The sequence below is a fragment of the Streptomyces wuyuanensis genome, assembly GCF_900103455.1.
Classification (GTDB): Bacteria; Actinomycetota; Actinomycetes; order Streptomycetales; family Streptomycetaceae; genus Streptomyces; species Streptomyces wuyuanensis.
This window is the reverse complement of record NZ_FNHI01000008.1, coordinates 227,904-251,122: the sequence shown is the minus strand read 5'-3', so window position 1 is coordinate 251,122 and position 23,219 is coordinate 227,904. Positions and strand designations below refer to the sequence as shown.

17 protein-coding genes are annotated in these 23,219 nt (G+C 73.0%); 3 read left to right on the top strand and 14 right to left on the bottom strand.

The window, feature by feature from the left end; all coding sequences use genetic code 11:
• Positions 1-90: 90 nt before the first annotated feature.
• From BLT82_RS14550 to BLT82_RS36805, 9 genes are all read right to left on the bottom strand, one after another.
• A complete protein-coding gene (locus BLT82_RS14550; RefSeq protein ID WP_093654702.1) occupies positions 91-1,389 on the bottom strand; it encodes an MFS transporter in 1,299 nt (432 codons plus the stop codon).
• 63 nt (positions 1,390-1,452) lie between these two features.
• The gene (locus BLT82_RS14545; protein WP_093654700.1) at positions 1,453-2,553 is read right to left on the bottom strand and encodes a winged helix DNA-binding domain-containing protein; all 1,101 of its coding nucleotides are present in this window, start codon (positions 2,551-2,553) and stop codon (positions 1,453-1,455) included.
• 676 nt (positions 2,554-3,229) lie between these two features.
• Positions 3,230-7,183, bottom strand: coding sequence for a non-ribosomal peptide synthetase (locus BLT82_RS14540; RefSeq protein WP_167746010.1), 3,954 nt, complete (start codon positions 7,181-7,183; stop codon positions 3,230-3,232).
• On the bottom strand, positions 7,180-8,412 hold the full coding sequence (locus tag BLT82_RS14535; RefSeq protein ID WP_093654696.1) for a cytochrome P450: 1,233 nt from the start codon (positions 8,410-8,412) through the stop codon (positions 7,180-7,182). Before BLT82_RS14535 ends, BLT82_RS14540 begins: the two co-directional genes overlap by 4 nt.
• A gap of 1 nt (position 8,413) precedes the next feature.
• Positions 8,414-8,695, bottom strand: coding sequence for an MbtH family protein (locus BLT82_RS14530; protein ID WP_280142479.1), 282 nt, complete (start codon positions 8,693-8,695; stop codon positions 8,414-8,416).
• A 7-nt stretch (positions 8,696-8,702) separates the two neighbouring features.
• The gene (locus tag BLT82_RS14525) at positions 8,703-9,452 is read right to left on the bottom strand and encodes a thioesterase II family protein (protein ID WP_093654691.1); all 750 of its coding nucleotides are present in this window, start codon (positions 9,450-9,452) and stop codon (positions 8,703-8,705) included.
• Positions 9,453-9,455: 3 nt separating this feature from the next.
• Positions 9,456-11,261 (bottom strand): non-ribosomal peptide synthetase, encoded by a 1,806-nt coding sequence (locus BLT82_RS14520; protein ID WP_093654689.1) that lies wholly within the window; start codon positions 11,259-11,261, stop codon positions 9,456-9,458.
• Positions 11,258-12,817 (bottom strand): aldehyde dehydrogenase family protein, encoded by a 1,560-nt coding sequence (locus tag BLT82_RS14515; RefSeq protein WP_404204100.1) that lies wholly within the window; start codon positions 12,815-12,817, stop codon positions 11,258-11,260. Before BLT82_RS14515 ends, BLT82_RS14520 begins: the two co-directional genes overlap by 4 nt.
• Before the next feature lie 36 nt (positions 12,818-12,853).
• On the bottom strand, positions 12,854-13,840 hold the full coding sequence (locus BLT82_RS36805; protein ID WP_167746009.1) for an AfsR/SARP family transcriptional regulator: 987 nt from the start codon (positions 13,838-13,840) through the stop codon (positions 12,854-12,856).
• Positions 13,841-14,096: 256 nt separating this feature from the next.
• Here BLT82_RS36805 and BLT82_RS14505 point away from each other — a divergent pair, with 256 nt between their 5' ends.
• From BLT82_RS14505 to BLT82_RS14495, 3 genes are all read left to right on the top strand, one after another.
• Positions 14,097-15,695, top strand: coding sequence for a tryptophan halogenase family protein (locus tag BLT82_RS14505; RefSeq protein ID WP_093654687.1), 1,599 nt, complete (start codon positions 14,097-14,099; stop codon positions 15,693-15,695).
• Positions 15,696-15,884: 189 nt separating this feature from the next.
• Positions 15,885-16,502 (top strand): flavin reductase family protein, encoded by a 618-nt coding sequence (locus BLT82_RS14500; protein ID WP_093654685.1) that lies wholly within the window; start codon positions 15,885-15,887, stop codon positions 16,500-16,502.
• Positions 16,489-17,769 (top strand): cation:proton antiporter domain-containing protein, encoded by a 1,281-nt coding sequence (locus BLT82_RS14495; protein WP_244291963.1) that lies wholly within the window; start codon positions 16,489-16,491, stop codon positions 17,767-17,769. Before BLT82_RS14500 ends, BLT82_RS14495 begins: the two co-directional genes overlap by 14 nt.
• A gap of 215 nt (positions 17,770-17,984) precedes the next feature.
• Here the strand turns inward: BLT82_RS14495 and BLT82_RS14490 are convergent, their stop codons facing one another.
• The 5 genes from BLT82_RS14490 to BLT82_RS14470 form a co-directional block, all read right to left on the bottom strand.
• A complete protein-coding gene (locus BLT82_RS14490; protein WP_093654683.1) occupies positions 17,985-18,995 on the bottom strand; it encodes an ABC transporter substrate-binding protein in 1,011 nt (336 codons plus the stop codon).
• 16 nt (positions 18,996-19,011) lie between these two features.
• Entirely contained in the window at positions 19,012-19,785 is a 774-nt protein-coding gene (locus BLT82_RS14485; protein WP_093654681.1) for an ABC transporter ATP-binding protein, read from the bottom strand.
• A 1-nt stretch (position 19,786) separates the two neighbouring features.
• Positions 19,787-20,917, bottom strand: coding sequence for a FecCD family ABC transporter permease (locus BLT82_RS14480; RefSeq protein WP_244291962.1), 1,131 nt, complete (start codon positions 20,915-20,917; stop codon positions 19,787-19,789).
• Positions 20,918-21,028: 111 nt separating this feature from the next.
• Positions 21,029-22,360 carry an MFS transporter gene (locus tag BLT82_RS14475; RefSeq protein WP_244291961.1) on the bottom strand — a complete coding sequence of 444 codons (1,332 nt, stop codon included), beginning with the start codon at positions 22,358-22,360 and terminating at the stop codon, positions 21,029-21,031.
• Positions 22,357-23,202, bottom strand: coding sequence for a Rossmann-like domain-containing protein (locus tag BLT82_RS14470; protein ID WP_093654679.1), 846 nt, complete (start codon positions 23,200-23,202; stop codon positions 22,357-22,359). Before BLT82_RS14470 ends, BLT82_RS14475 begins: the two co-directional genes overlap by 4 nt.
• Between the last annotated feature and the right edge of the window lie 17 nt (positions 23,203-23,219).

Genomic DNA, 23,219 nt, shown 5'->3' with positions numbered 1-23,219 from the left:
TACGCGCCGACGGTGCGGCCGGCGGCGTGGTGCGCGGCTGCGGAGCGGGTGCCTGCCGGGGCCGGCGCCCGCTCCGGTGCGCGAGGAGTCCTACGCGCGCAACTTCACGTCGTCCCCGGCGGATCCCGCGGGCTCTGCGCCCGTGGAGTCCTGCGCCTCGGGGTCGTCGCCGCCGGGCATCTCCTTGATGGCCGCGACCGGGCCGCCGAGCAGCGTCAGACCGCCGATGGCGGTGATCGCTCCGGCGATGGCCAGGGCACCGGTGAGGCCGAGCGCCTCGCCCAGCGCGCCGCCCACCAGGTAGCCGAGGGACAGGGCGCCGTAGACCGCCGAGAGGGCGGTGCCGCTGACGCGGCCCATCTGCTCGTTGGGGGTGACGCCCTGGACCAGGCTGAGGACGTGGATGTCGAACATCGGGGACACGAAGCCGATGACGGCCTGGACCACGATCAGTCCGACGAAGCCGGCGACGGCGCCGCCGGTCGGGACCAGGACGTAGCCGGCGCCCAGGACGACCGCCGTCAGGACAAGGGTGCGGCCCAGGGTGAGCGCCTTGGAGACCTGCTCGGACAGCACCGCGCCGACGATCACGAAGACCGACATCACGGCGAAGGCCGCGCCCACCTGGCCGGGGCTCAGGTCGAGGACCTTGTACGCGTACACGATCAGCAGCGCGTCACCCATCGCGGCACCCAGATTGACCACGACGTTGGCGGTGAACAGGCTGCGCAGGACGGGGGTTCCGAAGAGGGTCTTCAGGCCCTCCTTCATCTCGGCCTTGGCCGAGGCCTTCGTCTCCTCCACCCTGGCGCGGGTGTCGCGGTGCCGGATCAGGAGCAGGGCGACCAGCGAGACGAGGAAGGTCAGCGCGTCCGCCGTGATCGCGCGGGCGGCGCCGAGGAACTGGATCAGCGCACCACCGGCACCGGCACCGACGGCCTCGGCGACGCTTCGGCTGATCTGGAGCTTGGTGTTGCCCTCGACCAGGTTCTCGGTGCCGATGAGCTGCGGCAGCCAGGACTGGTAGGAGACCTCGAAGAAGGTGGTCAGGATGCCGGTGACGCCGGCCACGATGTAGACGTGCGTCATCGAGACGGAGTCGAGTGCGAAGGCCAGCGGGATGGTGCCCAGCGCCAGGAAGCGGCCCAGGTCGGCCGCGATCATGACGGTGCGGCGCGAGACCCGGTCGGCGACGAGCCCGGCGACCGGGGCGAGCAGGAGGAACGGGAGGAAGCGCAGCGCGCCGAGCACGCCGACCTCGAACGCTCCCCCGTCGAGAAAGACGACCGCGAGGGTCGGCAGCGCGAGCAGCGAGATCTTGTCACCGAAGTTGCTGACGGTCTGCCCGAACCACAGGCGGTTGAAATCGGAATGCCGACCGAGTGCCATGTCGACGCCCTTTTCTGATCGGGGACGGAATTGTCGGACGGCACTGAACGTACGGACCGGCGGTTAGTGCCCGGTTACGAATCCGGGCGGTTGGAGACCGGGCGTAGAGACGGTATGAGAAGCGTTGTAGAACCGTGCGAGATCGGCGCTCTCACGGGCGATCCCTGCTTCGATCTGCTCCGTGGAAACCGCCTCGGGCGGCTCCTCGCCGGCGAACGGCTCGACGACCGGTCCGCTGCCGTTCCTGCCCCCCGACCAGGTGCCCACCGCCCGGCCGTCGACCATGACGGTCGCCCGGATGATCCCGCCGCCCGGCCAGACGCGGCGCTCGTGGACCGCCGGCACGGACAGTTCCCTGCGCCGGTATCCGACGAGGTAGTTGTCGAAGGCGGGCAGCAACCGCACATCGCCCCGGGGAATTTCCTCCGCGTTTTCCCACCGCGGTTCTCCCGCGGCCGCCCAGGCCCTTTTGCAGACGGTGGCGCGCAGCCCGGACCAGTGTGCGAAGTCGGCCGCGTCCGAGGGTCCGTGTGCGCTCCGGTAGCGGCGGGCCAGTTCGACCTCCGCGGCCTCCCCGGAGAAGGGCGGCGGGGCGGCGGCCGGCAGCCAGTCGTCGAGGAGGACGAAGGTGGCCTCTCCGTCGCGCTGGGCCCCGTGGCAGATCAGCCCGGACAGCGCCGCGCGCCGGATGAGGTGGAACGCGGACTGGCCCGTGGACTCGACGCCCAGGGTGGTGAGGCGTTCGGTGAGTTCGGACCGGGTGAGCGGGCCCTCGCCGTCGACGGCCTTCACGATCAGCCGGGAGGCGCGGTCGCACAGGGCCTCGTCCAGACCGAGTTCCCTCAGCCGGCGGGCACCGAGGGCCAGCTGGACGGGCCCGAGGAGACCGAGCAGCCAGCGGGCATCGGCGGCCGGGACGAGCTGGAGCGTGCCGCGCATGAACCAGCCCCGTACGGCGGTCCGCTCGGAGTCGGTGGCACGCCGTACGTCCTCCGCGGTCAGCCCGTCGACGCGGGCACGCAGACCGAGGGCGGCGGCGCCGAGGTCCTGCGCCTGGACGGCGACGACCCGCTCCAGGGCACCGGCGACCGTCTTCTCACGGGCCCGGCCCCCGATCGCCTGTGCGTGTGCTCTCAGCAGCCGGTCGGCAGTTCGTCGTTCCACGGTTCCTCAGTCTTTCACCGGAATGGTCCGTGCGCGCCGTCGGACACCGTCCGCGGCGGCACCTGTTCACGGGCCGCCACGCAGGCGACCGCCCCCGGCGCCCACCTGTCGGTGAGCCACCGGCCCGCCGGCGGGCCGGGGAGCCGCCGCGCACGGGCAGGTCGGTGCGGCCCGGCTCGTCGAGCGCGGCCGTACCGACCTTGACCGGTGGCTCCTTGCGGACCCACCGGCGCAGGAAGGTGCACCGCGGGCCGGGGAGCCGCCGCGCACGGGCAGTTCCGCCTCTCGCCCGGCCCGCAGGCGCGTTCCGCCAGGGCCGGATCCAGCCATCGCCTCCGTCGCCGGCCTCGATGTCGATGCCCACCGGCCCGTGAGCGCCGCGGCCGCGCCCCAGCCCCTCGGGGGGCGAGGCTCAGCCCCACGCCCGCGAGTCCGGCGGCCGTGCGGGCGCTGGCACCACCCGCACCTCTGCACGACCGTCAGGCTCCGCGCCGGGAGCCCGAGGAGCTCGGCGGCGCAGAGCCTGACGAGTGCGTGTGCGGCGACGAGGTCGTCGCGGTCGGCGGCGGACCGCAGGGCGGCCGCCCGGTCCCGTTCCGTACGGGTCGGCAGCCCCCGTGCGTCACCGGTTCCGGCGGCACGTCCCCGGCCCGCGCGACCAGCGCCACAGCGGTCGTCAGTGCCTGCGGCGGAGCACCGCGTAATAGCCGGGGAGCAGCAGCGCCTCCGAGTCCGACTCGGGATCGACCGCGTGCAGCCGCACCGCCTGGTCGTGCACGACCTCCCAGTCGTCCGCCGGGAAGGCGGCCGTGAGTTCGGGGCGGGTGAAGCGGTGGGAGTGCCGTACGCCGGCCGCCTCGAGCGGGCCCACCAGGTCCTCGGCCCGGCCGCGCTTGCCGCCGACGAAGCCGAGGTAGCCGAAGGAGTTGCTGGAGTAGTCGGGTTCGTGGACGATCAGCACCCCGTCGCGGCCGAGCAACCGGCCCGCGACGGACGCGAGCCGTGCCCGGGCCGCGTCGTCGAGGACGTGGAAGACACCGCGGACGAAGATGTTGTACGGGCCTTCGCCCAGGGCGGCGGCCTGGGCCGCGTCGGTCATGTCGACGGCGAGGTGGTCGACGTTGGCCACCCCTTCCTCGCGTGCCTCCCGGACGGCGTGCTCGATCGCGCTGGTGGACACGTCCACACCGACGACGCGCGGGTAGTGCGCGGCGAGTTCACGGCTGTAGCGGCCGTTGCCGCAGCCGAGGTCGACGACCGGCATGTCGTCCCGGAAGTGCCGCTTGGCCTGGTCGAGCAGCCAGGAGAACTCCTCGCCGCTGTCGGCGTCCCAGATGACGTCCCCGCCGCGGCCCGTGCGCTCGATGCCCGCCCAGTAGCGTTCCCAGGCGTCTCCGGTGTCCCGTTCCCCGGCGGCCTCGGCAGCCTCAGTCGTCCCCTCCTCGCCGGGCGGCGGCGAGTGGCGCTCCCAGGCGTCCTCCTCGGCCAGTGACTCGATGAGCGCGACGAAGTCCTCGAACATGCCCTCGATCAGGCCGTCCGGGTACACCGCGGGGAGGTGGTCCCAGTTGAAAGTGAGGCCGCCCGCCTTCTCGAACACCTGGAAGTCCAGCGAGACCTGCGGGGTCTGGGAGATGCCGTAGACGGGCACGCCGAGTTCGTTCTGCTCGTGGTTGGGCGGGTGGCCGGCGAGGCTGGTCATCACGACGGGCATCGCGGGGGCGAGGGTGCCGCGCAGTTTCGTCAGTTCCCGGAGGACCTGGACGCCGCTGAAGTAGCGGTGCTCCAGGTCGGCCCACAGGCGCCGCTGGAGGTCCCGGGCGCGGCCGGCGAAGGTCGAGGCCCGGTGTTCGACGGCGAGCAGCAGGGTCGTCGTGGTGTCCGCGAGAAGCGAGTTGACCTGCGGGTGCAGCGGAAGCCGGTTGAAGAGGGGGAAGTTTATGGTGAACCTGGCCTGCCCGGCGGCCCTGCCGAGGATCTCGGCATAGGCGGCCGCGAGCACACCGGACGGGGTGACCTTGCGGTCACCGGCCCGCTCCTGGATGCGGTTCCACAGGTCGGTGGGGACGACGTGGCTGAGCCGCTCGAAGCGTACCGGGAGCTCCGGGGCGTCGGCCGGGCGCTCGGGGAGCTCCGGCGCGGGCGGCAGCCCGGCGAGGCGGTCCCGCCAGTACCACTCCGAGCGACGGTAGAGCTCGCTGTCCCGCAGGGAGTTCCCGACGGCCAGCACGTAGTCGCGGAACGTCAGCTCCAGCGGAGGGAGTTGGGCCGACGGGTCGGCGTAGTAGGCGACGAGGTCCGGCACGAGGACCTGGAAGTAGCTCCAGGCGTCGGCGACCAGGAAGTCGAGGCAGAGGTGGATCCGGGCGCGACCGTCGCCGAGCAGGCTGATCCGCACGTCGAACAGGGGCCAGCTGTCGGCGTCGAGGACCTGGTGGGACAGCCGGTCCCGCAGCGCGGCGAGTTCCGCCTCGCGGGCGTCGGGTCCCAGCGCGCCGAGGTCGGTGACGGGGATGTCGTAGTGCGGGACCTCCGCGTACACCTGCTGGGTGCCGTCGGGGAGGATCCGGGTGCGCAGGGCGTCGTGGCGCTCGACGAGGCGGCGCCAGGCGGTCTCGAAGCGGGGTACGTCGAGGCTCTCGCTCTCCCACTCGAAGTAGCCGTGGCAGCCGACGTTGCCGAGGTCGACGAGTCCGCCGCGGCCGATCCACAGGGCCTGCTGGCTCTCGGTCAGCGGGAAGGGCGCGAAGCGGGCGGCCGGGTCGGGCACGATGGCGGCGAGTCCGCCGAAGCCGTCCCGTCCGCCCTCGCGCCGGGTCACGACGATCTCGCCCAGTTCGGCGACGGTCGGGCGGGAGGACAGGTCGGACAGGCTCAGTTCGACGCCGTAGCGTCGGCGGATCTCGTCGATCAGCTGGAAGGCGAGCAGCGAATGGCCGCCGAGGTCGAAGAAGTTGTCGTGGATGCCGACGACCTCGGTGCGGAACGCCCCGGCCCACAGCCGGACCAGCCCGTCCTCGATCTCGTTGCGCGGGGGCTCGTAGCCGGTGCCTACGCCGTCGTGGGGCTCGGGCGGCTCGGGAAGGGCGCGCCGGTCGACCTTGCCGTTGGCGAGGCGGGGCAGGGCGGACAGGACGACGACGCCGGACGGCACCATGTAGTAGGGCAGCGTGCGGGCCACGGCGGCCCGGATCTCGGCGGGACCGGGGTCCGTGCCGGGTTCCGCTGCGACGTACGCCACCAGGCGCCGGTCGTCGGCGGCACGCTCCTGGACGACCACGACGGCCTCGGTGACGCCGTCGACACGGGCCACGTGGGTCTCGACCTCGCCGAGTTCCACCCGGAAGCCGCGGATCTTCACCTGGGCGTCCGAGCGGCCGAGCAGTTCGACGGCGCCGTCCTCGCGGCGCCGTGCCAGGTCCCCGGTGTCGTACAGCACCGGGTGCGGATCGCCGTCGACGACGACACCGGTGCGGAACTTCGCCGCGGTGAGCTCGGGGAGGCCGTGGTAGCCGGCGGCCACGCCGGCGCCGGAGACGTGGAGCCGTCCCACCTCGCCCTCGGCGACCGGCCGGTCCTCCCCGTCCAGCAGGTGCACCCGCATGTTGGCGATGGGCACGCCGACGGGGACCTGACGGGTGGCACGGACCGCCTCGGGGGTGGCCTGGCTGGTGAAGTCGACGCCCGCGCCGAGGTCGAGGCAGGTCAGGACGTTGGTCGTCTCGGTCGTCCCGTACGTCATCACGACCCGGAACGGTGTGTCGGTCGGCGGCCAGGAGTGCACGCGCTCGGCCGTCGTCACCAGGACGCGCAGCGCCGTGTCCGCCGGCCAGTCGAGAGCCCAGACGGGCTCGGCGAGAGCGGCGACCAGCATGGTGTGGGTGATGCGCTCGGCGACGAGCCAGTCGCGGATCTGCTCCGGTGTCTGCGCGCGGCCCGCCTCGGGAATGTGGACGGCGGCGCCGAGGGGCAGATAGGGCAGCCACTCCATGATCTGCACGGCGAAGCCCGGTGTCGACATCCAGGACGCCCGGTCTCCGGGGCGCACCCCGTACGCGCGGGCGGTCCAGTGCACCAGGTTGGTGAGTGCGCCGTGCCGCTCCAGGACGGCCTTGGGCGTGCCGGTGGACCCGGACGTGTAGATGAGGTGGCTGATGGTGTCGGGGCCGGTGGCCACCCCGACCGGGGTGCCGGGCAGGTCGAGGCCGGCGGTGGCGACCTCGGCGCGGGACACGTCCTCGGGCAGGCGTGCGGCCGTCTCGGGGGGCGTGAGCACGAGCAGGGGCCCGGCGTCGGCGATCATGGCGGTGAGGCGCTCGTCGGGGTTGACCGGATCGAGCGCCACGATCGCGGAGCCCGTCTTCAGGATCCCGAGGGAACCGATGACGTAGTCGGCGCCGCGCGGATAGCACAGGCCGATCCGCTCACCGGGTCCGGCGCCCCGCGCGATCAGGGCGTGCGCGAGCCGGTTGGTGGCGGCCTCCAGCTCCTCGAACGTCCAGACCCGGCCGCCGTGCACGAGGGCGGGGGCCGCCGGAGTACGCGCGGCCTGCGCGGCGAGGAGCTCCGGATAGCCGGTGCGGGGGAAGTCGGTGTCGGTGCGGTTGAAGTCGGTCAGTGCGGTGGTCACAGCGCGGCCCTTTCTCGGGGTGCGGAGACTCGGCTGCGCAGCAGCCGCACCGGGAGGCTTCTGATGCCCCAGGTGAAGTTGGACGAGTTGAAGAGCGCGGGCCCGGTCAGCTCGAACCCGTCGAGGCTGCCGAGCATCTCGGTGAGCAGGGCGCCGAGTTCGAAGCGGGCGAGGCGGGCCCCGAGGCAGAGGTGTCGTCCGTGGCCGAAGGCGACGTGCCGGTTGGGCCGCCGGTCGACGCGGAAGGCGTGCGGGTCGGTGAAGACGTCCTCGTCGCGGTTGGCGGAGGCGTTCCAGAGCGTGACCCGGTCGCCGGCGGCGATGCGCGTCCCGTTGACCTCCGTGTCGCGCACGGCGGTGCGCAGGGCGTGCACACCCGGCGTGGTCCAGCGCAGGATCTCCTCGACGGCGGGGGCGATCCCGGCGGGTCCGAGGCTGCGCAGCAGCTCCCACTGCCCGGGCAACTCGGCGAACATGTGCACAGCGCCGGCGGCCGAGTAGCGGGTGGTCTCGTTGGCGCCGGAGAGCACGCCGTTGCAGTTGAAGACGATCTCCTCGTCGCTGAGGGGCCGTTCGGTGCCGTCGCCCTCGTCGACGAGGGTGTCGTGGGCGATCTGGCTGACCAGGTCGTCGCCGGGGCGGGCCCGCCGCTCGGCGAGCAGTTCCATGAAGTAGAGGAAGATCTCCGAGTGGGCGTTGCTGCGCACGGTCTCGTCCGGGGAGTCGAACGCGTCGGTGGTGAGCGCCCCGATCCAGGCCCAGTCGGCGCGGGGGATGCCCATCATGGCGCAGACCACCCTGTTGGGGAGCTGCTTGGCCAGGTCGATGAAGTCCAGCTCCTCCACTTCGGCGGCCTCGGCGACCAGTTCGCCGACGACGCGGGTGACGAGGCCTTCCAGCCGGGGCATCTGCTGGGGGCCGAACGCCTGGTGGAGGGCGCGCTTGAGCCGGGTGTGGTGGGGCGCGTCGGAGACGATCAGCATGCGCTGGGCGACGGCGGAGACGGCGGCGGGGTCGCTGCCGAGCCGCATGCCCTGTGCGGAGCTGAACGTGTCGCTGTCGGCGTACACCCGCACGACGTCGCGGTGCTTGCCGAGCACCCAGAAGCCCTTGTCCCCGGCGCCGGGTTCGGGGTGCCAGTGGACGGGGTCGTTGGCGCGCAGCCAAGTGAGGGCGGCCCAGAAGTCGTTGCGTCCGAAGGGCCCCGGGTCGAGCAGGTCGATGTGCATCTCAGGCTCCTTCGCCGGCGCCCGCGGCGGCGCGGGGTGCGGCGGTCGCGTCGCGCACGCTGCGGGGGCGGGTGTCGGTCCAGTGCGCGTCCACATGGGCCACGCATTCGTCCTCGCTGCCGCTGAACCCGGCCGGCGTCCAGCCGTCGGGCACCCCGCGCGCCGCGGGGTAAAGGGCGTACTGCTCCTCGTCGTTGACGAGAACCTGATGGGTCGTGGGCACTGCGTCCTCCGGGCTCGGGGCGGTGCTGCGGAAAGGGTGGCTGCCCTGTCGGCGGATCACCCGCCGGTCAGGCGGTGGTGACGGCCGCGGTCTCGTCGTCCCGCAGCAGTGAGGCGAGGTGTTCCAGGACCGCCGCGGGGCGGCGCAGCACGGCGTGGTGGCCGCCCTCGACGCGGTGCACGCGGAAGCCCGCCGCGGTGACGGCGGCCCAGCCGGCCAGGTCCCCGACGGTGACGGTCTCGTCGCCGGCCGCGCTCCAGGCGTGCACCGGCACGCGCAGCGGCTCGCCGGGCGTGTGGGTGTAACTCAGCGACAGCACGGCGTCCTTGCGGAGCATCGCGACCATCAGGGCCCGCGTGTCCTCGTCGAGGAACGCCGGATCGAGCCCGGCCGTGTCGAAGAGCTTGTCCAGTTCCTCGTCGTCCTCGACGATGCCCCGCCCGGCGCCGTCCCAGTGCCCGGGCGCGCGGCAGGCGCTGACCACGAGGACGTCGGGCGTCACCCGGCGGGCGATCTCGTAGCCGAGGAGCCCGCCGAAGCTGTGGCCGAAGACGACGAGGCGGCGGCCTCCCGCGACGATCGGGCGCAACTCGCCGGTGATCGCGTCGACGGCCTCGCCGAAGGTCTCCGGCATCGGCTCGCGCCAGCGGTTCTCCCGGCCGGGCAGTTGGACGCCGTGGACCTGGGCGACGCCGGCCAGGGCCTTGGCCCAGGCCCGGAACTGCTGACAGCCCGCGCCGGCCTGGGGCAGGCAGAGCAGTGCGGGGAGGCCCGCGTCGCCCGGGCCGTTGGGCCAGGTGGAGATCCAGCTACCCATGGCTCAGGCCCCCTCGGCGGTGCGCAGTCCGGTGTCGGGTACCGCTGACTCGGCGGCGAGGCGGTCGAGTTCGGCGGCGACGTCCGCGACGGTGGGCCGGGAGAGCAGCGATCCGAGCGTGAGGCGCAGTCCGGTGGTCCGCCGCAGGTCCGCGACGACGCGGGCCGCGGCGAGCGAGTGTCCGCCCAGTTCGAAGAAGTCGGCGTCCGGTCCGGGGATCTCGCGCTCCAGGGCCTCGGCCCAGACCGCCATGACGTCGCGCTCCCGGGCGGTGGCGGTGCTCCTCGCCTCCTCCCTGGCGGGCGCGGCGAGCAGCCGGGCGAGTTCGTCGCGGTCGGCCTTGCCCGTGGTGAGGGTGGGGATCCGGTCGACTACCCGGACCGTCGTGGGCACCGCGGCCTCCGGCAGCAGCTTGGCGCAGTGCCCGGTCACGGAGTCCGCCAGGCCCTCTCCGGCGCCGGGTGCGGCGACGAGCGCGAGCCCCAGCGTCCCGCCGGAGCCGAGGAGGCAGGCGGCGGCTGCCACGACTTCTGGCAGTTCGGCGGCGACCCGCTCGACCTCGCCCAGTTCGATGCGGTGGCCGCGCACCTTCACCTGGTCGTCGCGCCGGCCGCGGTACTCCAGTTCGCCGCCGGGTCGGCGGACCACGACGTCCCCGGTGCGGTACATCCGGGCGCCGCCGCCCTGGAACGGGTCGGGCAGGAACCGGGCGGCGGTGAGCCCCGGCCGGTTCCGGTAGCCGCGGGCCACGGCGGGCCCGCCCAGGTAGAGCTCGCCCTCGGTGCCCTCGGCGACGGGGACCAGCTCGTCGTCGAGCACGTAGGCGCGGTAGTCGGGCAGTGGCCGTCCGATGGCGCTCACGTCGTCACCCCGCTCGCTGTCGGCCCAGGTGGCCGCGATGGTCACCTCCGTCGGCCCGTACACGTTGAGCAGCCGCCGGCCGCGCGAGAAGCGCTCGGCGAGTGCGGCCGGGCACTGCTCGCCGGCGACGACGACGGTCTCGGCACCGGCCAGCGCGCCGCCGTGGGCGGCGAGGAGCGACGGGGTGAGGGAGGCGGTGCGCAGTCCCGCGGGGACCGGTTCACGGCCGGCGTCGGCGGCCCGGCGCAGCCCGTCCAGGGACAGGTCGACCAGGGCGACGCCCTGGCCGTGGACCAGATAGAGCAGCGTGCACCAGAGCCAGCCGTCGAAGGCGGGCGAGACGGCGTTCAGGCCGAGTCCCCCGGGAGGCAGGCCGAGTCCGGCGAGCGCGCGCACGAAGGTGTCGAGGCCGCGGTAGGTGACCTCGACGCCCTTGGGACGGCCCGTGGTTCCCGAGGTGTAGATGACGTACGCGCAGGTGTCCGGCCCGGGAGTCGCCACGTCGAGCGGGTGGGCGGCGCCTGCCCGGCAGTCCGGGCCGGCCGGGTCCAGGGTGCGGACGCCGGTCACGTCCAGCCCGGCGGGCACCTCCGGGGTGACCAGGACGGACACCCCGGCATCGCCCAGCACGGACGAGAGCCGTTCGACGGGGTGCCCGGGGTCGAGCGGCACGGCCGCGGCGCCCAGGCTCCACACGGCGAGCAGCGCGGGCACGCTGTCGCGGGACCGTCCGAGGAGCAGGCCGACGGCGGTCTCGGGCCCGGCACCGGCGGCGGACAGTCCGGCGGCGATCGCCGCGGTGCGTGCGGTGAGTCCGGCATGGCTCAGCGTGCCGTCCCCGGCGCTGACCGCCGGGTCGTCGGGGCGTTCGCGGGTCCAGCGCTCCAGTGCGGCGAACACGGGCGGGAGGGCGGTGGCCGGCCGCGCGGGGGCGGGGTGGGCGCTCATGCGTCGTTCCTCTCCTGGCCGGGGTCGCCGGCCGGCACGGTGGCGCGCAGACGCGGACCGACCACCCGGCCGCCGGACGCCTGGGGCAGCTGCATCGACTTGGTCTCGAGGAAGGCCTCCAGTCCGGCGGCGCCGCACTCGCGGCCGATGCCGGACTGCTTGAACCCGCCGAACGGCGCGGCCGGGTTGAACGAGCCGCCGTTGACGTCGACGAGGCCGGTACGGAACCGCCGTGCCACGCGCTCGGCCCGGGCGTCTTCGCCCGACCAGACCGCGCCGTGCAGCCCGTAGCGCGTCCCGTTGACGATCCGCACGGCCTGGTCCTCGTCGTCGTACGGGATGACGCACAGCACCGGCCCGAAGATCTCCTCCTGCCCGATGGTGGTCAGGGGGTCGACGTCGGCGAAGATCGTGGGACGGACGTAGTAGCCGGTGTCGAGGCCGTCGGGCCGGCCGGCGCCGCCCCGGACGAGCCGGGCGCCGCCCTCCGTCTCGCCGCGGCGGACGTACTCGCCCACCCGCGCGTGCGCGGCGGCGGACACCAGCGGTCCGAGGTCCGTCGCGGGGTCGCGGGGGTCTCCGGTCACATAGCCGTCCATGATCCGGCCGGCGATTTCCACGGCTTCGTCCTGGCGCTCCCGGGGCACCAGCAGCCGGCTCCACTGGAGGCACGTCTGGCCGGTGTTGAAGAGCACCTGGTCGACCGTGGCGCCGACGGCGGCCCGGAGATCGGCGTCGTCCAGGACGAGACTCGCGTTCTTGCCGCCGAGCTCCAGGTGGATCCGCTTGACACCGTCGGCGCCCAGCGCGGACACCCGGCGTCCGGCACGGGTCGACCCGGTCAGTGACACCACGTCGACGAGCGGATGGGCGACGAGCGCGGTGCCTAGGGTGTCGCCGGTGCCGACCGCCATGTTCACCACGCCCGGCGGCAGATCGGCCTCGGCGAACACCTCGGCGAGCAGCCGGGCGTGCAGCGGTGTGAGTTCGCTGGGCTTGTGCACGACGGTGCAGCCCGCCGCGAGGGCGGGGAGCAGTTTCTGCACCGTGAGCAGCAGCGGCACGTTCCACGGGGTGATGCAGGCGGCGACACCGGCGGCCTCGCGCACCACCAGCGAGTGGCCGACCCGCTCCTCGAAGGTGTGGGAGGCCGCGGTCTCCACGCAGTGCGCGGCCATGCCGACGGCGAGCCCGACCTGGGTCTGCAGTGCCATGCGGGTGGGAGCGCCCACCTCGGAGGTGATGGTGCGGGCGAACTCTCCTGCGCGGCGCTCCAGTCCCTCCACCACGCGGCGCAGCAGTCCGGCCCGTTCACGCACGGGTGTGGCGGCCCATCCGGGGAAGGCCGCGGCGGCTGCGCGCACGGCGAGGTCGGCGTCGCGCGGGGTGCCGGCGGGCACGGTGGCGAGCGTCTGCTCGGTGGCGGGGTCGGTGACGACGAGGCGGCTGTCGGCGTCGGACGCCGTCCAGCGGCCCCCGATCCACTGGTCGTCGTAGCGGGGCGGCAGGGCTGGTGCGTACGGCTCGGCCGGCGGTATGGCGAGGTCCTGCGGCAGCACGGTCACGGTGGATTCCTCACTGGGATGGCTCGGTCACTGGGTTCGTGCGGGCGGTACGAGTCCCGGGGCAGCCGTGGGGGGCGGGGGCCCGGCCCGGAGCCGGGCCGTGGGGGCGACGAGGCCAAGGGCGACCGCCCGGCCGTCGGGCCGGGCCCGCCGTACGGCACGTGGGCGGAGCCCGGGGAGCGCGGCGGCGGTCACCGGTACGGTGCGCTGTGGGACGGCTGCGGTCCGCGCGGGCAGCATCGCGTGCAGCAGCCGGTCGGTCTCCCGCGACGGCGCCACCGCGAGGTCGTCCCGCAGCCGGCGCGCGCACAGCTCGTACCAGCGGCGCACGCAGGCGTGTTCGCCGCGCACGCCGTGCGCCGTCATGAGCGCCCGGTAGGTCTCCTCGTGGTGCCGGTCGATGCCGAGCGTGCGGCGGCAGACCTCGATGAGGTCCGGGAAGTCCTCGCGCTCGGCGGCGTCGGCACGCAGCACGTCCAGGGCTCGCAGGGCCAGCGACCGCAGGTACTCGCGGTGTTCTGCGACCCAGTCGGCACGCTCGCCGCGGAGGAACTCGCCGTGGTACAGCGCGACGGCGGACCGCAGCCGTTCGCGGGCGAGGGGCCGGTCGCCGGACGCGGCGGCACGCAGACCCGTGTGGGCGAGCTCCTGGAAGCGGTCCACGTCCGACCAGAGGTCGGCGATGTCGAGGGCGTAGCCGAAGTCGCGGTAGTGGAGCCGGATCCCGGACTCGCCGGGGCCGTCGGGATGGGCGTCGAGGACGCGGCGCAGTGCGTGCGCCGCGACCTTCAGCGAGCTGTCGCCGGCGGCTCCGTCCGAACCGGGCCACAGTGCCTCGTACAGCCGGTCCCTGGTCAGTGTCTGACCGCGGTGGATCACGAGGTACTGGAAGAGTCCCCGGGCCTTTCCGGCGCGCCAGCGCCGCACCGGGGCGCCGTTCACGGTCAACTCGAAGTCACCCAGGAAGCGGATGCGTACCGCATGCCGTGCAATTCCGGTCACCGCGGTGGTCATCGCTTCCTCCTGGGGTCCGCCGCATGCCGTTCTGCCTGCGGCGATTCTGTTCCCGGGGTCTACATCCGGCCTATACCGGCCGGATAGCGCCTCTGTAGTTCCGTCATAGAGCCGCCTCGCACACTGAGGCTCCGACGGTCCCGGCCGGCGCCGGAGTTCAGGTCCTGCCCGGTCGGTCGTGCCGCGTCCGGCCCGCCTCCCCGCCGGCTCCAGGGCGCCCGACCGCGATTCCCGACTCCGAAATGAGGGCTGCTCCATGACCAGCACCGACACCCGACTGAAGAAGGTCGTCATCCTGGGCGGCGGCACGGCCGGCTGGATGACCGCCGCGTATCTGGGCAAGGCTCTCCAGGGAACGGTCGACATCACGGTGCTGGAGGCGCCGACGATTCCGCGGATCGGGGTCGGCGAGGCGACCGTGCCCAACCTTCAGCGCGCGTTCTTCGACTACCTCGGCATCCCCGAGGACGAGTGGATGCGGGAGTGCAACGCGAGCTTCAAGATGGCCGTGCGCTTCGTGAACTGGCGGACGGAGGGCCGGGGCGAGGCGACGGCCAGGACGCTGGACGACGGCCGGCCCGACCACTTCTACCACCCGTTCGGGCTGCTGCCCGACTACGACCAAACGCCGCTGTCGCACTACTGGTTCAAGCGCAAGTACGAGGGCCGCACCACGGAGCCGTTCGACTACGCGTGCTTCCGCGAGCCCCCGATCATGGACGCGATGAAGGCGCCCCGCTGGCTCGACGGGCGCTCGGCCACCCGCTACGCATGGCACTTCGACGCCCAGCTCGTGGCCGACTTCCTGCGCCGCTTCGCCATCGAGAAGCAGAGCGTCCGCCACGTCGAGGACGAGATGACCGAGGTGGTCCAGGACGAGCGGGGCTTCGTCACCTCGCTGCGGACGAGGGGCGGCAAGGACCTGGACGCCGACCTCTTCGTCGACTGCTCCGGCTTCCGCGGGCTGCTGATCAACAAGGCGATGGCCGAGCCGTTCGTCGACATGAGCGACCACCTGCTGTGCGACAGCGCGGTCGCCACCGCCGTGCCGCACGACGACGAGGCCGGCGGCGTGGAGCCGTACACCTCGGCGATCGCGATGTCCTCGGGCTGGGCCTGGAAGATCCCGATGCTGGGCCGCTTCGGCACCGGCTACGTGTACTCCTCCAAGTTCACCGAACAGGACGAGGCGACGGCCGAGTTCGCCGCGATGTGGGGGCTGGACCCGGAGAAGACGGCGTTCAACCACATCCGTTTCCGGGTGGGGCGCAACCGCCGGGCCTGGGTGAAGAACGTCGTCAGCATCGGGCTGTCGTCGTGCTTCCTGGAGCCGCTGGAGTCCACCGGCATCTACTTCATCACCGCGGCCATCTACCAGCTCGCCAAGCACTTCCCCGACACGACCTTCAACGAGGGTCTGATCGACTCCTTCAACCGTGAGATCGAGGTGATGTTCGACGACACCCGCGACTTCATCCAGGCGCACTTCTTCTACGCCCCGCGCAACGACACGCCCTTCTGGCAGGCGAACAAGAAGCTGACCCTCCCCGACAACATCCAGCAGAAGATCGCGGCGTACCGCGCCGGTCTGCCCATCAACTCCCCCATCACCGACGAGTCGACGTACTACGGCAACTTCGAGGCCGAGTTCCGCAACTTCTGGACCAACGGCAGCTACTACTGCATCTTCGCCGGCATGGGCCTGGAGCCGGACGCGCCGCTGCCCGCGCTGGCCTACAAGCCGGAGTCGGTGGCCGGCGCGGAGCCGCTGTTCGAGACGGTCAAGCGCCAGCAGCAGAACCTGCTGGAGACGCTGCCGAGCGCCTACGAGTACCTGAAGCGGCTGCACTCGTAGGCCGACCGGGGGCGGGGGCTCCACTCCCCCGGTCCCCGCCCCCCGACACCTCCCAGGCTCCGCAAGCGCTCCGGTGCGGATCCGGGTCCGGTACAGGGCCCCTTCCACCGCCGCCCCCACGGCCCGGCGCCCCGGCACAGTCCGCCGGACGCCGGGCCGTACTGCTTCGTCATCCACAGGGAGTCAGACATGCCCACCTTCTCCACCCATCCGGACATACCGGATCGAGACGCAGCCGAGGGGCCATCGGAGACGGAGGAACCCGTCGTCCTCCGCGAGGCGGACCTCCGCCCGTTCATGGCCGCCTTCCCCTCGGGGGTCTCCGTCGTCACCACGATCGACGCCGGCGGCCTGCCCCGCGGACTGACGTGCAGCTCGCTGGCGAGCGTCGCCCTGACCCCGCCCACCCTGGTGGTGTGCATCCGGACGGCCAGCCCGACCCTTCAAGCGCTGCTCGCACAGGGCCAGTTCGCGCTCAACCTGCTGCACGAACGGGCCCGCGGCACGTCGGACCTGTTCGCCTCCGGGGATCCGGCCCGCTTCGAACGCACCGAGTGGCGGCTGCCGCTGGGGGCGAGCGGCCCCCACCTGACCGCCTCCGCCCACGCCGTCGCCGACTGCTCGGTCGTGAAGACCGCGGCCTTCGGGGACCACACGGCGGTCTTCGCCGAGGCGCACCGGGTCACCGTGCGCCCGGCGGCGCAGCCGCTGCTGTACGGGCTGCGCCGCTACGCCGAGTGGTCCGCCGCCGCGGCGACGCCGCCGCCGGCCGCGTCCCCCGAAGGAGCCGCCCGTGTCCGCGGCTGAGATCATGCCGGCGGTGCTCGTCGCCGTACCGGCGGCGATCCTCGCGTGCCAGGCCGGGGCCGCGCTCCTGCGGAGGTTCGGCCAGCCCCCCGTGATCGGCGAGATCGCCATGGGCATCGTCCTCGGCCCCTCGCTGCTCGGGTGGCTGTGGCCGGAGGCGCAGGCCTGGCTGTTCCCGCAATCGGTCCTGCCGTACACCTCGGTGCTGGGGCAGATCGGCCTGCTGGGCTTCATGTTCCTCGTCGGGCTGGAGCTGGACCTCGGCGCGCTGCGCGGCAGTTCACGGACGGCGATGGCCGTCAGCCAGGCGGGCATGCTCGTGCCCCTGGGCCTGGGCGCGCTGCTGGCCCTCCCCTTGTACGGCCGACTGGCCCCGGACGGGGTGGGGTTCGTGCCCTTCACCCTGTTCATGGCGGTGGCCATGAGTGTCACGGCCTTCCCGGTGCTGGCCCGGATCCTGGTGGACCGGGGGCTGTACGGGACGCCGCTCGGCGCGCTGGCGATGGCGTGCGCGGCGGTGGACGACGTTGCGGCCTGGTGCCTGTTGGCGCTGGTGGTCGCGCTCACCGCTGCCGGGTCGCCGTTCGACGCCCTGTCGGCGGCCGGGCTGACGGTCGCCTTCGGTGCGGCGATGCTGCTGGTGGTCCGTCCCCTGCTCGTCAGGTGGTCGGCGCGGGGGCGCGCGGACCGGGCCAACGACGGGGTGGTCATGGTCCTGCTGTTCAGCGGGCTGAGCCTGTCCGCGCTGGCGACGGACCTGATCGGGGTCCACACGCTGTTCGGCGCGTTCCTCTTCGGTGTGGCCACGCCCAGGGGGCACCGCCGCGTCGAGGCGTCCGCCGCCCGGCTGCGTGCCGTGGTGGTGCCGCTGCTGCTGCCGCTGTTCTTCGTGCACACCGGGCTGAGCACGGAGATCGGCGCCCTGGCGGCGGAGCCGGCGCAGTGGCTGTGGACCGGAGCGCTGCTCGCGGTGGCGGTGCTCGGAAAATGGGGCGGAGCGGCCGGCGCGGCCCGCGTGTGCGGGCAGCCGTGGCGGGAGGCCATGTCGATCGGGGCGCTGATGAACTGCCGGGGTCTGACGGAGCTCGTGGTGCTGACCATCGGTCTCGAACTCGGTGTCATCGGGCCGGATCTCTTCACCATGCTGGTGCTGGTGGCACTGATCACCACGGCGGTCACCGCCCCGGCCGTGAGCCACTTCCAGCGGGGGAAGCGGCAGGCTCCGGCGGTGACGGCGCCAGCGGAGGCGGCCGCACCGTCAGGCTGAGCGGCGGGCATGCCCAGCGGCCGCTGAGGGCGTCCCGCGTAGGCGTCCTGCCGGCGGGCAACCGCTCGCCGGCAGGACGTTCGGACGAGGGACGGCGCGTACCGGGGACGGGACACCTCCCCCGGCCGGATGCGGCGGTCTCCCCGGCGCGGTACGCGCTGTTCGCTCTCCGGCGCCTCGGCAGGGCGAGACCGGACCCGCCGGGGTTCGCGCGGTCAGTCGCCGAGGCTTCGCAGGTACTTCGCGAACTTCTCCAGACCGTCGATGTTCCGCGGCCCGCTGATGCCCTCGTTGTAGTCGAGGACGAAGAAGTTGTTCTTCTTCACCGCCGGGAGTTCCTTCGTGTGGGGGGACTTCCTCAGAAAGTCGATCTTCTTCTGGGCGGGCAGGTCCCCGTAGTCGAGAATCATGATCACTTCGGGCTCGGCCTCGGCCACCGCCTCCCAGTTCACCTGGGTCCACCGCTGGTCGAGACCGTCGAAGACGTTCCTGCCGCCCGCGGCCGCGATGATGTCGTTGGGCGGCACCTGGCTACCCGCGGTGAAGGGCTGGTCGGTGCCCGAGTCGTAGAGGAAGACCGGTGCCGGATCGCCCTTCGGCGCCTGCGACCTGACCGCCTCCACGCGCTTCCTCAGGCCGTCGACGACCTTGTCCGCCCGGTCCTCGACCCGGAAGATCGTGCCGAGCCGGCGGAGGTCGGTGTACAGGGCTTCGAACGGGGTGACCTTCTCCGGGTACCCGGGGTAGTTGAAGCAGCTCTCCGTGTGCATGAAGCTCTGGATGCCGAGCTTGTCCAGGATCTCCGGTGTGATGCCCCGCTCGTCCTTGAAGCCGGAGTTCCAGCCCGCCACGACGAAGTCGGCCTTGGCTTCCACCACGACCTCCTTGTTGAGGAGGTCGTCGCTCAGCATCTTCACCTTGGCGTACTCGGACGCCCAGGGGGACTCGCTCACGGGCGGGTTCGCGGGCGGCATCACATAGCCGTGCACCTGCTCGGTGAGGCCGAGGCTGAACAGCTTGTCGGCGCTTCCGCCCTCGTACGCGACGGCTCGCTTCGGGGTCGTGTAGGCGACCGGCTCGCCGCAGCGCTTCACGGTGACCTTGCCGGACGTCCTGGTGTCCGATTCGACCTCGGCTCCGCAGCCGCCGAGCAACAGGGCGGCCGCCACCGCGGACGCCAGGGCGGTACGGCGCCGCACCGGGCGGGGAGATCGTGTTGTGCGCATGTCGTTGAGGTGCCTTTCAGGGAGTGGGGTCGAGCGAATACAGCAGTTGGGGACGGCCCGTGCGCGGATGGGGGACGACGTCGGCCCTGACGCCGAAGACCTCTTCGACCAGTCCGGCGGTCAGGACGACCGCGGGCGAACCGGCGGCCACCAGGCGCCCCCGGGACAGCACGCCGATGCGGTCGCAGGCGGCCGCGGCGAGGTTGAGGTCGTGGAGCACGACCAGGACGGTGAGTCCGGTGCCGCGCAGGAGCGAGAGCAACTCGACCTGGTGGCGGACGTCGAGGTGGTTGGTGGGCTCGTCCAGCACCAGGATCTCCGGCTCCTGGACGAGCGCCCGGGCCAGCAGGACGCGCTGGCGCTCTCCGCCCGACAGGGTCGGCACACCGCGGCGGGCGAGATGACGGATGTCCAGCCGTTCCATCGCGCGCTCGCACAGGGCCAGTTCCCGCCGGCCGAGGCCCTGGACGCCATGGAGGTGCGGTGTGCGTCCGAGCGCGACGACCTCCTCGACCGTGAAGTCCAGGTCGACGGTGCCGTCCTGGGTCATGGCCGCGACGAGCTGCGCGCTGCGCCGCATCGTCAGGCCGGAGAGGTCGTCCTCGCCCACCCGGACCGTGCCGGACGTGGGCTTCAGCGCCCGGTACACGCAGCGCAGGGCGGTGGACTTCCCGCTTCCGTTCGGGCCGACGAGGCCCACCACCCGGCCGCTCGCCACCTCCAGGGACAGGTCGCGCACCAGGCTCCTGCCGTCGGTCACGACGGTGAGCCCGTCCAGCGTCAGATCCATCTCAACGGCCTCCGAACAGATAGCCCTTGCGGCGCATCAGGGCGATGAACACCGGCACGCCGACGAGTGCGGTGATGGCTCCGAGCGGCAGCTCGCGCGGCGCCACCAGCGTCCGGGACACCAGGTCGACCCACACCATGAAGACCGCCCCGGCAAGGGGCGCCACGGCCAGTACGCGGGCGTGGGCGGCCCCGACGGCCATGCGCACCACGTGGGGCACGACGAGGCCGACGAAGGCGATGGCACCGCTGACGGCGACCATCACGCCCGTCACCAGCGAGACGAGCACGAGCATGCCCTTGCGGTGCCGGTCCGGGCCGATCCCCAGGCTCGCGGCGGTCTCGTCGCCCAGGGCCAGGACGTCCAGCGCCCGGCCGTACCGGTACAGCACGGCCAGCCCGAGCAGCACGACGGCGGACACGACCGGAAGCGCGCCCCAGCTCGCGGCGCCGAAGCTGCCCATCGTCCAGTACAGGACCATGCCGGTCGCCTCGCTGTCCGGGGCGAAGTAGACGATCACGCTCATCACCGCCTGGAACCCGAGGGACATGGCGACGCCCGTGAGGACGAGGCGCAGCGGCGAGAGCGAGCCCCGGCGGGTGGAGGCCGCGTACACCAGGAGCGACGCGGCCAGGGCGCCGATGAAGGCGCCGGCGGAGACCGCGTGGATGCCGAGCGCCGCGAGGCCCCCGGTGACCGTGACGCCGACGGCGCCGACGGACGCCCCGGACGAGACGCCGAGGACGAAGGGGTCGGCGAGGGCGTTGCGCACCATGGCCTGGATGGCGACGCCGACGGCGCTCAGCCCGGCGCCCACCAGCGCCGCCAGCAGCACCCTCGGCGTGCGGATCTGCCAGATGATCTGATATGTGGTCACCTCGTCCACCGCGATGATCCCGCCGCTCAGAGCGGCCCACAGGTACCGGGCGGTCTCTCCCGGTGCGATCACGGCGGACCCCAGGCCGATGGCCACGACGACGGAGGAGACGAGAACGGCGAGCAGCACGGCGCACGTCGTCACCAGGCCCCTGCGGGTGGTGATCCGCTCCTTCGCGCCCGCGGCGGGGCCGGCGGTCGGGGGCGCGGCCGGCCCGGTTCCGGCCGTCGGTGTGGACATCGTGGGCGGGGGCATGGAGCCGGCCTTTCGCTTCGGTCATGGGGAACCATGTGCGTCGAGTGGGGTTCTGGGTCTGCGTGCCGTCCGGACGCCGCGGAGTCGGCCGGACGGCACGCCTCCGGTCCGCTACACCGCTTTCGCCTCCTGCTCCTGTGCTCCGGCGCCGTGACGCGCCACCAGGAGGGCGGCGGCGAGCGCCACGAGGACGAGAGCGCCGAAGACGGCGGCGATCCCCGGGTAGCCGGCCAGGCCGAGACCGGCACCGCCCAGGGCCGCACCGACGAAGACCCCGAGGCTCTGTCCGGCGGCGTTGACGCCCAGGGCCGAGCCGCGCAGCGGGCCGCAGCGCCGCACGAGGAGGCTGACCGCGCACGCGGCCACGATCGCGTGACCGGCCGCGTGGAGCGCCGTCAGCGCGAGGGCGAACGGCAGCCGGTGGGTGAAGTAGAAGCCCACGACCGAGACCAGCGCCACGACCAGGCCGACGACCAGCAGGCGCTCGGTGCCGATCCGGGTGCCGGCGGAGTTCGTGACCCGGCCGGTGAGCAGGTTGCTCACGAAGTACGACGCGCCGCTCAGCGTCCAGACGAAGGCGAAGAGTCCGGGGTCGAGTCGGAATCGGTCGTCGTAGTAGGCGGCGAGGTACGCGAGGTAGCCCATGAAGACCGCGGTGCGGAGGAAGGAGACCAGGAGCAGTGGCACCGCCCCGCGGACCGCCCCCAGAGCCCTGAACGACGCGATGTAGCCGAGGCGTTGCTCCCTTCCGGGGCCCTCGGCCGCCGCCCTGCGGCCCCGTGCCAGGAAGACCAGGGCGAGGAGCAGCGAGGCCGCGGTCACGGCGACGAGGTCTCCCTGCCATCCCCAGAGGACCGCGGGCAGGGCCACGACCGGCGCCGCGAGCATCGCCGTCATCGACTGCGTGGCCGTGACCAGGGTCGCGGCCCGGCCGGCCGCCTTCCCCGTGCCGTAGCGGTCGGCCGCCGCGGCGGTGAGGGCCGGGTTCAGGACGGACGTACTCGCGCCGACCAGCAGGCAGAACACCGCCAGCAGGACGAAGTCCCCGCTCGCACCCAGTGCCGCCGAGAGGCCGAGAGCGGCGAGCCCGCCCGCGGCGGCCCATTCCTTGCGCACCCGGTCGATGAAGGGAGCGAGGGCCGTGCCCACCAGCAGGGCGGCCAGACCGCCCAGTCCGCGCAGACCGCCCGTCGCGGCGACACCGCTTCCGGCCTCGTCGGCGATCGGCACCAGGTAGGTGCTGAAGATGGTGAACGGCAGCAGCCCCACCGCGGAGGCGAGCAGGACCGGCCACAGGGCACGGGCCATCCTCAGGTCGCTCGGCAGCGCTTCGTCCGGCTCCGCCGCCGCGCGGTCCGCCCCGTCGCGAAGTGCGGCCTCGCCGGCGGCCCGGCGGCCGGCCGCCTCCCGGCCGTCCGTGGGGTTCCGGGCGTCGGCGCTCACGAGCCGTCCTCACGCGCGGACACCGGCTCGGCGGCGCGGTAGCGGTACATGACCGTCGCATCGGCGCTGAACTGCGAGAAGGGGAACGGCTCGGCGTTCAGCGCGGTGACTCCGCCGGGCAGGAACGCACGGGCGACCGCGCTGCCGGTCTGTGCGTAGACGACCAGCGGAACGCCCTGGTCCCGGCAGTGCTCGAGGATGAGGTCGAACGTGCCGTTGCTCAAGGTCATGCCGGTGGCCACGACCGCGTCGGCTTCCTTGAGGACCTCGGTCATGTCGTCGGCTATCTGCTCGCCCCACTGCGTGGTGCGCAGGTTCAGGTCGCAGGGGAGGCACACGCCGCCCCGGTCGCGTATCGCCGCCACCAGCGGGTTGACCACGCCGATGAGTGCGACCTTCGTCCCCGGCTCGATGCCGAGGAGGCCCGCGATGGACGCGTCACGCGCACGGGCACGGGCCTCCGGCGTTCCGGCGGGCAGTGCGACCGGCTCGGCGTCGACCGCGTCCCGGTGCGGCTGCACCTGGGAGAGGTAGGCGTCGAGGGCGGCGACGCGGACCGGTGTCGACTCGTCGCGCAGCAGCGTGTCCAGGGTGTGGCCGGAGGCGTTCTCGCAGAATCCGGGAGGGAGTTCGCCGGCCTCGAAGGAGCAGGCGCCGAAGGACCGCCCGACCCGCAGCACGAGGTAGTGGTTGTGGTACGTCACCTCGCTCCCGGCGAGCCGGGTGGTGTGGTAGAGCCAGAACGCGCTGGTGACGGACAGGTCCTTCGGATCCGGTCCGTAGGCTCCCGACATCACGGCGTCGGTCAGTTCCGCGACCGTCTGCGGCTGGGGGTGGGGCATTTCGGCTTCTCTCATCG